The organism is Streptomyces cinnabarinus (assembly GCF_027270315.1).
GTDB classification, from domain to species: Bacteria; Actinomycetota; Actinomycetes; order Streptomycetales; family Streptomycetaceae; genus Streptomyces; species Streptomyces cinnabarinus.
Genome location: NZ_CP114413.1, coordinates 678,498 through 690,412, shown reverse-complemented (window position 1 = coordinate 690,412; position 11,915 = coordinate 678,498). Strand labels below are relative to the sequence as shown.

Annotated in this window: 12 protein-coding genes; 10 read left to right on the top strand and 2 right to left on the bottom strand. The window is 69.4% G+C overall.

Annotated elements, in window-relative coordinates; all coding sequences use genetic code 11:
* Window positions 1-27 precede the first annotated feature (27 nt).
* Window positions 28-1,044: an alcohol dehydrogenase catalytic domain-containing protein gene (locus STRCI_RS03240; RefSeq protein ID WP_269657279.1), complete on the top strand. Its 1,017-nt coding sequence runs from the start codon at window positions 28-30 to the stop codon at window positions 1,042-1,044.
* 7 nt (window positions 1,045-1,051) lie between these two features.
* Here STRCI_RS03240 and STRCI_RS03235 read toward each other — a convergent pair whose 3' ends face one another.
* Complete coding sequence (locus STRCI_RS03235) at window positions 1,052-1,828, bottom strand: aminotransferase class IV (RefSeq protein WP_269657278.1); 777 nt, start codon at window positions 1,826-1,828, stop codon at window positions 1,052-1,054.
* 66 nt (window positions 1,829-1,894) lie between these two features.
* On the opposite strand from STRCI_RS03235, the gene STRCI_RS03230 reads away from it, so the two are divergent.
* Window positions 1,895-2,467: a nucleoside monophosphate kinase gene (locus tag STRCI_RS03230; RefSeq protein WP_269657277.1), complete on the top strand. Its 573-nt coding sequence runs from the start codon at window positions 1,895-1,897 to the stop codon at window positions 2,465-2,467.
* On the opposite strand, the gene STRCI_RS03225 is transcribed toward STRCI_RS03230, so the two are convergent.
* A complete protein-coding gene (locus tag STRCI_RS03225) occupies window positions 2,464-3,558 on the bottom strand; it encodes a nucleotidyltransferase family protein (protein ID WP_269657276.1) in 1,095 nt (364 codons plus the stop codon). The genes STRCI_RS03230 and STRCI_RS03225 overlap by 4 nt on opposite strands.
* A 241-nt stretch (window positions 3,559-3,799) precedes the next feature.
* Between STRCI_RS03225 and STRCI_RS03220 the strand changes: the two genes are divergently transcribed.
* The 8 genes from STRCI_RS03220 to STRCI_RS03185 all read left to right on the top strand — a co-directional run bounded on the left by STRCI_RS03220 (window position 3,800) and on the right by STRCI_RS03185 (window position 11,896).
* The gene (locus tag STRCI_RS03220; RefSeq protein ID WP_269657275.1) at window positions 3,800-4,048 is read left to right on the top strand and encodes a hypothetical protein; all 249 of its coding nucleotides are present in this window, start codon (window positions 3,800-3,802) and stop codon (window positions 4,046-4,048) included.
* 5 nt (window positions 4,049-4,053) lie between these two features.
* Window positions 4,054-5,118 carry a nucleotidyltransferase family protein gene (locus STRCI_RS03215; RefSeq protein WP_269657274.1) on the top strand — a complete coding sequence of 355 codons (1,065 nt, stop codon included), beginning with the start codon at window positions 4,054-4,056 and terminating at the stop codon, window positions 5,116-5,118.
* A gap of 285 nt (window positions 5,119-5,403) precedes the next feature.
* Complete coding sequence (locus STRCI_RS03210; RefSeq protein ID WP_269657273.1) at window positions 5,404-6,711, top strand: B12-binding domain-containing radical SAM protein; 1,308 nt, start codon at window positions 5,404-5,406, stop codon at window positions 6,709-6,711.
* Entirely contained in the window at window positions 6,708-8,234 is a 1,527-nt protein-coding gene (locus STRCI_RS03205) for a B12-binding domain-containing radical SAM protein (protein ID WP_269657272.1), read from the top strand. Before STRCI_RS03210 ends, STRCI_RS03205 begins: the two co-directional genes overlap by 4 nt.
* Window positions 8,231-9,892, top strand: a complete 1,662-nt coding sequence (locus STRCI_RS03200; RefSeq protein ID WP_269657271.1) for an AMP-binding protein — start codon at window positions 8,231-8,233, stop codon at window positions 9,890-9,892. Before STRCI_RS03205 ends, STRCI_RS03200 begins: the two co-directional genes overlap by 4 nt.
* Window positions 9,893-9,894: 2 nt before the next feature.
* Complete coding sequence (locus tag STRCI_RS03195; RefSeq protein WP_269664477.1) at window positions 9,895-10,188, top strand: acyl carrier protein; 294 nt, start codon at window positions 9,895-9,897, stop codon at window positions 10,186-10,188.
* A gap of 12 nt (window positions 10,189-10,200) precedes the next feature.
* Window positions 10,201-11,421, top strand: a complete 1,221-nt coding sequence (locus STRCI_RS03190) for a beta-ketoacyl-[acyl-carrier-protein] synthase family protein (RefSeq protein WP_269657270.1) — start codon at window positions 10,201-10,203, stop codon at window positions 11,419-11,421.
* A 31-nt stretch (window positions 11,422-11,452) separates the two neighbouring features.
* Entirely contained in the window at window positions 11,453-11,896 is a 444-nt protein-coding gene (locus tag STRCI_RS03185; protein WP_269657269.1) for a PaaI family thioesterase, read from the top strand.
* Window positions 11,897-11,915: the final 19 nt, after the last annotated feature.

The following is an 11,915-nucleotide window of genomic DNA, read 5'->3' as shown; positions in this document are numbered from 1 at the left end:
CCCACCTACGACAAGGAGGCTCCGGCGATGCGTATCGCCCGCTACTACGACAACCGCACGGTCCGCGTGGAGTCGCTGCCGAGCCCGGCCATCGAGGACGGGGAGGTCCTCGTCCGGGTGATGGCCGCCGGGATCTGCGGCAGCGACGTCATGGAGTGGTTCCGGGTGCCCAAGAGCCCGCGGATCCTCGGCCATGAGATCAGCGGAGTCGTCGCCGAGTCACGGACGGAGGCGTTCGCGGCAGGGGACCGCGTCGTGGTCCGCAACCAGATCCCCTGCGGCATCTGCCACGCCTGTCGGCACGGCGGCCACGCGGTCTGCGAACACCAGGTGGAGATCGAACCGGGCGGCATGGCCGAATACATCCGCATACCGCGGGAGTTGGCCCGGCGCGGGCTCACCCCCTTGCCGTCCGGCCTGTCCTTCCAGGCGGGCACGCTGGCCGAACCGCTCGCCTGCACCCTGCACTCCCAGGCCCTCGCCCGGATCGAACCCCACCACTGCGTCCTGGTCCTGGGCTGCGGAGTCTTCGGCCTGCTGCACATCCAGACGGCGCTCGCGGCGGGCGTGGACCGGGTCATCGCCGTGGACAAGGTGGGCTTCCGCAGGCAGGCGGCCGCGCGCGCCGGGGCGAGCCTGGTCCTCGACACCGACGCCGACCTCGCGAGCGAGGTCCGCCGCGTGAACGACGGCCGGGCGGCGGACGTCGCGGTCCTGGCCACCGCCGCCCCCGAAGCCCTGGTGGCGGCCTCGGGCGCCCTCACCCGCCACGGCACCGTCCTCCTCTTCGGCGCCCCCGACCCGGCCACCCCGATGCCGCTCACGCTCAACCAGCTCTTCTGGCGGCGGGAGCTGACCATGGTGAGCAGCTACGGCGCCGGGGACGTCGACCTCGCCCGCGGTCTGGAGCTGATGGAGAAGGGCGCCGTCGACGCCGAGCCGCTGATCACGCACAACGTGCCGCTCACGGAGGTGCAGCGGGCCTTCGCGACGGTGACGGACGCCCGCGACTCGCTGAAGGTCGTGCTGGACATGACCCAGTGAGGGTGCGTCAGATCAGGTCGCCGGTGAGCGACTCGTAGGTCTCGATCAGGCCCTTGGCGCGGTCCTCGGCCAAGGGCAGCGCCACGCCGTCCAGATGCGACACGGCGGCGATGCCCCGCGAGTTCGCCACGAACGCGCCCTCGAACGACGCCGCATCGGCCACCCGCACCGGCCGCCGCTCCGACACCGGACCGTGCGCGACGAGCAGTTGCATGGTGATCCCGGCGAGCAGCGGAGCCGTTGGCCACACGACCGTCGGCCCGTCGAAGAAGCCGATGTTGGCGGTCGCCGTCTCCGACACCGTGCCGTCGGCGGCCACCAGCAGGGCGTCGTCATGACCGCCACGCCGGGCCAGCCGCTGGTAGTAGGTCTGCCCGAAGTCGCCGATGTGCTTCACCTCGGCGACCGACCGCTGGTAGGGGACGGACACCAGACGCCGGGCGGAACCCGGCCCGGCCTTCGGCGGCCGTACGGCGACCAGGACCGTCGTGGCGTCGCCGCCGCCCGCCGCGTACACCTGCACCCGCACCGAGGCGTCCCGCACGTCGTCCCCGAGCGCGTGCCGGACGCGGTCGCGGATCAGCTCGCCGTCGAGACCGGCGCCGAACAGGTCGCGGTTGGCGGCGTCCAGACGCGCCAGATGCAGCGCCAGCCCCCGCACCCGCCCGGCCCGGACCTGCATCGCGGTGAAGTGTCCGTATGCCCGCAGCGCCGGCCCGAACAGGTCCTCGGCCGTGGCCCTGCGGCCGTCGATCTCGAAGCGCGGTAAGTCGGTGGGGGTCATGATCCCAGGGTAACGAGACGTGGTGGCACCGACCAGCACGCAACCGGTTCCGGTAGCGTCTGCCCGGTGACCTTCCCTCCCATCATCGCGGTCCTCGGTGTGCCGGGCGCGGGCAAGAGCACGCAGGCGAAGGCGGTAGCGCGCGGCCTCGGCGGGGTCTCGGTGTCCGTCGGCGACTGGCTGCGGGCGCTCGCGGCGGCCGGGGACGAGGACGCCGCCTCGACCGTGGCCGCCGGTTCCCCGATCACCCCGGCACAGTACGAGCGGTTCCTGCGCCACGTACGCGACGAGGTACCGGCGAGCGTGCTCGTCCTCGACGGATCCCCGCGCGACGAGCGGCACGTCCCGGTGCTCGCCGACGCCCTCGCCGACGACGCCCCTGTCTTCGGCGTGCTCCTCCAACTGCCCACCGGCGTCGCCGAGTCACGTATCGAGGTCCGCAGGAGCAACGCACCCACGGACCGGCCCGACGACGCGGCCGGGGCGGCGGCCCGCCGGATCGCCGATCAGACGGCGGCCCTGACCCGCCTCGCGGAGAGCTTCGAGGCGCGCTGGCCACTGGTGACCATCGACGCCACCGACGAAGAGTCCCTGGTGACCCGACGGATTCTGGAGTCGCTGCCCGACGGCTGGTCCTAGTACGGACGGACCGTGAGCTGATCGCCCGGCCCGCCGTGCGGCCCCAACTCGGCCATGACACCCACGTCGAGGAAGGCCGGAAGGCAGTCGCCCAAGTTCATCAGCGGCGCCGTCGTGCCGCGGACGCTCTCCGGGTCGGGCAGCTCGGGGGCGTCGATCCCGCAGATCTGCCCGGCCGCCCGCAGCGCGTAGTACAGGCTCGGCGCGAGATAGGGGAACCGCTGTGCGTCCTCGCGGAGCCGACCGGTGTCCAACCGGCCCTGTTCCCACAGCAGTTTGAGATGGCACAGCGCCTTGATGTTCGGGTCGTTCAGCAGCATGCAGTCGGCGTAGAGGCGGTGCAGCAGGGTCCAGGTCAGGACCCGGTCGCTCAGCGTCTCCACGTCCAGGTTTGCGACCCGGATCGGCTGGGTGTCGGCCCACCAGTCGTCCTCGGACGGCTTGACGCGGGTGCCGACGTCGTCGGTGAGCATGTTGAGCGTGTAGTGCAGATCGACCGACAGCTTGAAGTGCAGCCGCCCGTCGACGAACAGGAAGCGGTGCGGCATCAGCGCCCGCAACCGGTCCCCGTACGGCGCCAGTGCGGGCATCGGGACGACCTTCTCGTACGGCATCAACTGCCCGAAGGAGTAGAGGGATTCCTCGGTCATCCGGGTGATCCGGGCCGGCATGCGCCGCACTGTGCCGCTGTCGACCCGCAGATCGGGCTCGTAGCCGAGCGAGATCAGCGCGTCCCGGGCCTCCGCGAGGCCCTTCTGCCGGACGAGGAGGTCGATGTCACTGCTCAGCGAGGGCGCGGCCGTGTTGTCCAGCAGCAGATCCAGGGCCAGGCCCTTGTAGGCGATCACCGGGATCCCCCGGCCGTGCAGCAGACCCGCGATCCGCGCCAGCTCGGCCCGGTGCAGCTCACGCATCGCCAGACCGGCCTCCCGGAAGAGCCAGAAGGGTCCGTCCGGGTCCCGCACCGCCGGATGCCAGGCATGACTCACCAACGCGGCGTTGACGATCCGTCGCCGCTTCAGGGCGTCGAAGACCTTCAGTGGACCGTAGGTGTCGACGATCCGCGAAAAGCAGTCACGCTGGTGCCCCACCGAAACACCGGGAAACGGAATCAGGGTCGCCCGAACGAGATCGATCCGATCGACAACGGACAGCGCCGGTAATTCAGCCATTCGATCACCCTAGGGTCGCCCGAGCGCCCGGCGCAAGAGTCGGCCGAAACGGGCCGCTGCCCGAGGAGAAGGGGTTCCGCGGCGTGCTGATTCAGCGACCGTGCAATAGCCTGGACACGGTCCTTGTGTGCTCCACCGAGTCCGAGGAAGGTGATCCGTGGTGTCCGAGAGGCTGGAATTCAGCGCAGCGTCGCCCGTTTCCGTGAGCTTGTCGCTCGGCGACCCCGCCGATGTCTCCAAACTGGTGAAGGTGATCCGCGGCACTCTCGCGGAGGTCGCCGATTCCGTAGCCCTGTCGGTCAGGGGCTCGAAATCCGTGGTCGTCGGCCTTCTGTCGGACCTGGAGGACAACACCGTGGCCGTCTCGGCCAGGATTTCCCTGCGGGCGGACCGCCCCGTGAAGGAGTAGCCGGGTTGCCGAACGCCCACGCCGCATTCCGCCTGCTTCGATGGTGCGCCGACCGCACCCGTGACCCCGGACTCGGACCCTGCGACGACGGGGTCCGCTCGTTCCTGCGGTCACGGAACATCGACTCGCTCCTCGCCCTGTCCTCGGGAGTCACCGACGCGCGGCAGATCGCCTACGACACGGTGTGGCGGCACCAGCTCCGGGCGCTGCACCAAGTCGTCGAAGCCCTGACGAGCACCGGAGTGCGCACGCTCACCTTCAAGGGCGGCGAACTGATCCCGCGGCACTTCCCCGGACATTCCCTCGGCTTCATGGGGGACGGGGACATCCTGGTGGGGCGCGAGCAGATCGAGACGGTCAAGTCGGTCCTGTACGGCCTCGGATTCCGCCACGCCGTCTTCGACGCGGCCCGGGGAACCGTACGGGACCGCGATCTGCGTGAGGTCGCGGAGACCGAACTGCACCACTACGAGCTCGCCTCCTTCGTGAGAACCGTCGAGGTGAGCGACCCGGAGGTGGTGGAGGCGGCGCGCGCCCACCACGCGCACCCGCTGTACGCCCTCGCGGACCGCGCGGTGATCCTCACCGCGATCGACGTGCACCACAACGTCGCCCTGGACGCCGACCCCACCCCCCTCTTCGACCGGGCGGTGCCCAGCGGCCTGGGCGTGGGGGAGACGCTGTCACCCGCCGACCACGTCTGGCTCAACCTCAGCCGGTACTACAACGAGGTGGCCATTCACGGCGGCTGTTCGCTGCGCCCGTTCGCCTACACGCTCCCCGAGATCGCCGCCGGCCAGGTGGCCTGGGACGTGGTCGAGCAGGTCGCCGAGGAACTCGCGCTCGGCCCCACGCTCTCGTACTTCCTGCGGTTCTGCGATCAGCTGGCGCCGGGACGGATTCCCGCCGACACCCTCGCCGTCGTGCACCGGTCGGCCAACAGCCGGGTCCGCGACTGGGGTTGGCAGCTCGCGAAGCTCTTCGACTTCCAAGAGGCCTTCCCCGCCGACGCCTTCGCGCCCGCGGCCGCGCACGTCCACCCGACGAAACAGGCCACGCACCCCAGTTGACCAAGGCATTCAGGCGACCGATCCGGCCATAGGGTCGGACGCCGAATCCGGTGCGGGGATTCGGGCTATCTCCTGCTGAAGCACAGGTGCGCGTCCTCGTGATCGAGCGCACCCGCCGCTGAGCGGGTGGCGTGAATTTGGCGGCCGTCATGGCCGGAGTGCCGCTCGCGGGTTGACTCCCCAGTTGGCGCGAACCTAGGGTCAAAAACTCGGAGCACTCCCGAAATCGAAGTCTTTTACCGATGCTATTGCGCGGCACGACGTATTCGAAGCGAAGGGGACGCGATGAAGAAAGTGCTCCTGGCGACGGCTCCTAAAGAAGCGTTAGTCGAGCCCGACGGCGTGGGCGGAAACTGGTACGACCGCACCGACACGTATATGGCGTGGACCTGTGCGGTCGACCTCGAAGACCGGCTTTCCGTGTCCTGTCCGCCGACCGGGCTCCGCTTCATCAAGCACAATGTGCCGGACGTCGAGATCCTGGAGTACCCGACCTGGCAGGAGTACCTCGACGCGCTGCACGCCGAGGACTGGGACATGGTCGGCCTCAGCTTCTACACCTGGTCCACGCCGGTCGCCATCGAGATGGCCAAGTGCGCCCGCGAAGCCGGGGTGCAGGAGATCTGGGCGGGCAACTACGGAGTCCTCTCGCCCGGTATCGACGAGTACTTCACCCGGCTGGTGAAGGGCGCCGGCGAGGCCCCCATCCATCAGTACGTCTACGACAAGCCGCTGCCGCGCGTACGCCACCCCGCGATGCTCGGGGAGAGCGGCTTCCGTGGCATGAGTTCGCCGGTCGGTTACCTCTACTCCAAGCGCGGCTGCAACATCGGCTGCACCTTTTGCTCGACCCCGATCTTCAATCCCAAAGAAGAAGCCATCTTCATGGAGGACACGTACGCGGCACTCGACGCGTACCGGGATGCCAAGGTCGCGCACGTCATCATCTACGACGAGAGCTTCTTCCTCACCAACCAGCTGGCCGAACAGGTGGTGGACGCCCTCGCCGAGCGCGAACTGCCCTGGATCTGCCTCACCCGCGCCGACCTGATCCGGGGCCGGATCCCCGAACTCACCGACCGGTACATGGACGGCGCCATCGTCGGCATCGAGTCCTACCGGGACAAGAACATCGCCGACGTGAAGAAGCGGGACGACGTCTACAACGTACGGCAGACCGTGCGCGAACTGATCGACAACGGCCGCCGGGCGCTCGGCACCTTCATGGTGGGCTTCGCCGAGGACACCATCGAGGACATGCAGTACGACATCGAACAGCTCAGCGAGGAAGGGCTGTTCGCCTGCCAGCTGACGCTGCTCACCCCCTTCCACGGCACCCGGCTCTACCGCCAGATGGAGCATCTGATCGACGAGCCGGACCTCAGCAAGCACGACCTGTACAACCTGGTGTGGAAGCACCCGAACATGGACCGCACCGAAGCGCGCGACCTGCTCGCCTGGGCGCAGCGCCGGGTCAACGACCCCGATCGCATCGCCGCCCGGCTGAAGCAGGAGATGAAGACGAAGGTCCGTCAGGAACTCGCGCGCCGGCACGCCGGGCGGCAGGTCAGCCCCTCGGGATCGCCGTCATGAGGAAACTGAACATCCTCTGCGTCCAACTTGGTTTCCACGAGGCCTATCCCGACGCCTCCACCCTGGCGACGACCTACAACGACGGCATCTATTACGTCGCGTCCTTCGTACAGCAGGAATTCCCGGACGCCCGCGTCGAGATGTGCCAGATGTTCTGGGGCGAGAAGCCGGACGACTTCCCGCTGGCCGCCTACGACTACATCCTGATCTCCGCGCTGGCCACGCACTTCTGGTCCAACATCGAGGCGCTGGAGCTGATCAAGCGGGAGAAGCGCTCCGACTGCGTGGTCATCATGGGCGGACCGCACGCCGCGTTCGCGCCCTACGAGGCCCTGCGCTACGCCGACTACGCGGTGATCGCCGAGGGCGAGATCCCCACCGTCCAGCTGATCCGGGCGCTGGAGGAAGGCGACCCGGTCACCGGCGTCGACAACCTCGCCTACATCGCCGCCGACGGCCGGATGGTCGTGGGCCAGGTCGCCCGGTACGGCAACATCGCCAACGCGATCAACCCCGGCCTCCTCGCCCGCGCGCCCAAACTGCACTGGGCCACGGTCTCCATGTCCCGCGGCTGCCCCTTCGACTGCTCGTTCTGCTACGCCATCCGCCTGCTGGGCCGGAAGTTCCGCACCAAGACGGCCGAGGACGTGCGCGGCGAACTGGACGCCATCTACGAACAGACCGGCTGCAACCGCTTCTACGTCACCGACCTCAACTTCACGACCCGCAAGAACTACTGCCGGGAGATCGCGGAGACCTTCCGGGACCGCAACTACAAGTTCATCGCCATGAGCCGGGTCAACCACGCCGACGACATGGACCTCGTCCTCGACCTCAAGCGCTCGGGATTCGAGGAGTACTGCCTGGGCGTGGAGTCGGAGGACCCGAGCGTCCTCAAGGCGTTCAACAAGCGCGTCGACCCCTCGGAACAGACCCGCCGGCTGATCCGCTTCGCCGAGAACGACATCGCCATCCACTCGGCGATCATCTTCGGCCTCGACGTCCAGGACCGCCCGGCCATCGAGGCCACCGCCCAGTGGTGCGCCGAGGCCCGCATCATGCACCCGGTCTTCGTGTGCCTGGCCGAATACCCCTTCCAGGACCTGCTCTACGGCGCCCGGCAGGACGTCGAGGACCACCGGATCATCATGGAGGTGCCGACCTACCAGCACTACTCCTTCGTCGGCATCTTCCCGCGCCGGATGCGCCCCAGCGAACTCCAGCGGGGCATCCTCGACAGCTACGACATCTTCTTCGAGCGGGCCTTCGAGATCGAGCAACGCCCGCAGCGGCGGGCCCGGCTGAAGTCGTACTCCCGCAGTGTGGACCGCGGACGCGCCGGCATGGAGCAGCACATCCGGTTCCTGGAGGACCTGGAGAAGCCGTACTACACCGCCTCCGGGGAGCTGAAGGAGGACCGGCTGAAGGCCGACTTCGACTCCCGGCACGGCGAACTGCGCGACTGGCTGGCGAAGTCGTCCAAGCGCACCGACGTCGAGTTCGTGAAGCGATACGCGCGATGACCGGGACCGTCGTCGACACCCTCCTCGACAGCGCCCGGCACACTCCGGACCGCCTCGCCTTCCGGGTGATCGAGCGCAACGACGAGGAGTTCGCCCTCAGTTGCGCGGACGTGGCCCGCCTCATCGGCGAGACCGCGACCGGACTGAGGGAGCAGGGGCTCACCGAGGGCGACCACGTCCTGCTCGTCCTGCCCACCTCCCGCGACTTCCTGGCGCTCTACCTCGGCTGCCTGTACGCCGGAGTCGTCCCGGTCGTCGCGGCGGAACCGGCCGGAGGCAGCACCGAGCGCTACACCGCGAGCCTGCGCGCGCTCGCCGAGCAGGCGCGCGCCCGCCGGATCGTCGCGGCCCCGGAGCTGACCGACACCCTCGCCTCCGCACTGCCCGTCCCGGTCAGCACACCGGACGCCCTGCGCGGCGCCTACGCACCGCCCGACGCACCCCGCGCCCGGCCGCATTCCCTCGCCCACCTCCAGGCCACCTCCGGCTCCACCGGCGTCCCCAAGCTCGCCATGGTCCGGCACCGCAACATCGTCGCCAACGTCGGCGCCATCGCCGAGGCGATCCACGCCAGACCGGACGACTCCCTGGTGAGCTGGCTGCCCCTCTTCCACGACATGGGCCTCATCGGGATCTCCTACGCCCTCCAGGCCCGCATCCCGATGATCCTCGCGGACCCCGTCACCTTCCTGCGCAACCCCCTGTCCTGGCTGCGCTGGATCAGCCGCTACGGCGGCACCCTCTCGCCCGCTCCCAGCTCGGCGTTCCACATCTGCGCGCGCGTCGCGCGGCGCCGGCCGCCGGGCGAACTCGACCTGTCGACCTGGCGGGTCGCCCTGTGCGGCGCGGAACCCGTGCACGAGCACACCATGCGCGAGTTCCAGGACGCCTTCGGCCCGTTCGGGCTGCCCGGCACCACCCTGCTGCCCGTGTACGGGCTGGCGGAGGCCACGCTCGCGGTGACCATCTCCGATGTCGACCGCCCCTGTGCGGTGGACCGCGTGGACGCCGAGGCCGTGGCGGCGAAGGGGTACGCCGAACCGCGCCCGGGCGACGACCCGCGCAGCGTCGGCATGATGTGCGTCGGCCCGGTGCTGCCCGGCCACCGGCTGCGGGTGGTCGACGAGGGCGGTTCACCGGTACCGGAGCGGGCGGTCGGCGAGATCGAGGTGGCCGGGCCGAGCATCATCGACGGCTATCTGCCGGGGCAGGAACAGGCCCTGGACGAGCAGGCGTTCAGGACCGCGGACGGCTATCTGCGGACCGGCGATCTCGGCTATCTGCTGGACGGCGAGGTCTTCGTCACGGGCCGCCGCAAGGACATCGTCATCATCGCCGGCCGCAACTACGTCCCGGACCAGCTGGAGCGGTTCGTGGAAGCCGTCACCGAGTCCCCGCGCACCCCGGCGGTCGTCGCCGTCGGCGTCCCGGACCAGGACCTGCTCACCGAGCAGCTCCATCTGCTGCTCGACGAGAGGCTCGCCGAGGAGGGCGAGCGGCAGAAGGTCGCCGACCGGGTGAGCCGAGCCCTCGCCGAGGCGTTCGGGATCTCCGGCGTCGCCTTCCACTGGATCGCCCGAGCCCGGCTGCCGCGCACCACCAGCGGCAAGATCCAGCGCCATCTGTGCCGCAAGTTGATCGAGGAACAGACCAGTTGACGATGGGGGAGGCCCACACGATGCAGGACGAGAAGCAGGACCTGGAGCTGTTCGACAAACTCGTCGGGCACATCGGCGAGTTCGTGGAACGGGACGTCTCCCATCTGACGCCGCAGTCGCACCTCAGCAACTCCATCGAGGGCATGAGCTCGCTCAAGATGATCGAGCTGCTGCTCTATCTGGAGGACTGCTTCGGCGTCGACTTCGAGGAGTCCGCGATGGACAAGCTGGAGACGATGCGGGACCTGGAGGACTACATAAGGCAGACCCAGGACGCGGCCCGGCAGCAGGCGTGACCGGGTGACGAGGTGCCGCGCAGCGTGGTGGTCACCGGGATCGGGATCGTCTGCTCCCTCGGCGCGGACGTCGACGAACTGTGGAAGGGACTGCTCTCCGGACGGTCCGGGATCGGCCCGGTGACCCGCTTCGACCCCGAACGGTTCCGCTCCCGGCTGGCCGCCGAGATCGACGACTCCCGGGTGACCTTCGCCGAGGGCCCGCTCCGCTTCGAGATCAAGCGCATGAGCGGCTTCGTGCGTTACGCGCTGTTCGCCGCCGAACAGGCGCTCACGAACAGCGGGCTCACCGAACGCGAGGGCGGCGGGGTGTATCTGGGGGTGGCCATGGGCGGACTGCCCAGCATCGAGGCCGGAGTGCTCCGGCAGGAACAGGAGGGGACCCGCAGGACCAGTCCCTTTCTGATCCCCTCCCTGATCCCCAACATGGCCGCGAGCATGATCGCGCTGCGCCAGGGCATCGAGGGGGAGCAGGTGACCGTCGCCGGTGCCTGCGCGAGCGGCTGTCAGGCGGTGGGGCAGGCGATGCGGGCCATCCGCTCCGGGGCCCGTACCTGGGCCCTCGCGGGCGGTGCGGAGGCGGTTACCACGCCCGTCACCTACTCCGGCTTCGAGGCGATGAGGGCGCTCAGCCGCCGCGAGGACCCGGAACTGACACCCCGTCCGTTCGACCAGGACAGGGACGGCATGATCGTCGGCGAGGCGGCCGCCGTCTTCGTACTGGAGGAGCGGGAGCACGCCGAGGCGCGGGGCGCGATGATCCACGGGGAGCTGACCGGGTTCGCCGCCAACAGCGGCGGACAGGGCATCACCGGACTGTCGGCGCCGCACATCGCGCGGTGCATGACGGACGCGCTCACCGACGCCGCCTCGCGGGCGGACGCGGTGGACTGCGTGTTCGCGCAGGCTTCCGGCATGGTGCAGGGCGACGCGGCCGAGCTGGCGGCGGTCCGGGCCGCGACGGCGGGCGCCGCACGGCGGCCCGTGGTCACCTCGATCAAGGGGCACACGGGCTACGCGTTCGCCGCCAACGGCCCGCTGAACCTCGCCGCCGCCCTGATGGCGCTGCGCCACCGGACCGTGCCGCCGACCCTCAAACTGGACCGCGCCGAACCGCCGTTCGCCGACGTCGACATCGCCCGTGAGCCGCGCGAGCGAGTGATCCGACGTTGTCTGATCAACGCGTTCGGATTCGGTGGGATCAATGCCAGCCTGGTGGTGTCCCGCGCCTAGCCGTGCCACCGCACTCACAAGGAGCACCCCGTTGAGTTCCGCGTCGACGCACTTCGAGAAGCTCACCCGCTGCTGCATGCGCTGCAGGATCTCCCGGTACCTGAACAAGACCATCGAGATCGAGAAGGCCGGGGTGGCACGGGTGGCCATCCCGTTCCAGCCGGACCTCACGCAGAACGCGGACTTCCTGCACGCGGCCATGCTCTTCGAGGTCGGCGACACCGCCGGGTTCATGGCCGCCAACTCCCTGGAGGAGACCTACAGCGTCCTGACCGTCGACTACCACATCAACCTGATCCGGCCGGTGCGCAAGGAGGGCGTCTACGCCCTCGGCGAGGTGGTGACCGCCGGGAAGACCATCTACGTCGCCCGCAGCGACGTCTACTCCGACAGCGGAAAGCTCGTGGCGGCGGGACAGGGCACCTACACGGTGTCGAAGATCCTCCTCGCCGACCTCGACGGCTACAACGACTGAACAGGCCCGTACCGAGAGA

What these genes read in the sequence shown, in the direction of transcription:
- STRCI_RS03205 (WP_269657272.1), top strand. Translation starts at nt 6,708, where the DNA reads ATGAGGAAACTGAACATCCTCTGCGTCCAACTTGGTTTCCACGAGGCC.
- STRCI_RS03235 (WP_269657278.1), bottom strand. Translation starts at nt 1,828, where the DNA reads ATGACCCCCACCGACTTACCGCGCTTCGAGATCGACGGCCGCAGGGCC.
- STRCI_RS03200 (WP_269657271.1), top strand. Translation starts at nt 8,231, where the DNA reads ATGACCGGGACCGTCGTCGACACCCTCCTCGACAGCGCCCGGCACACT.
- STRCI_RS03195 (WP_269664477.1), top strand. Translation starts at nt 9,895, where the DNA reads ATGGGGGAGGCCCACACGATGCAGGACGAGAAGCAGGACCTGGAGCTG.
- STRCI_RS03210 (WP_269657273.1), top strand. Translation starts at nt 5,404, where the DNA reads ATGAAGAAAGTGCTCCTGGCGACGGCTCCTAAAGAAGCGTTAGTCGAG.
- STRCI_RS03240 (WP_269657279.1), top strand. Translation starts at nt 28, where the DNA reads ATGCGTATCGCCCGCTACTACGACAACCGCACGGTCCGCGTGGAGTCG.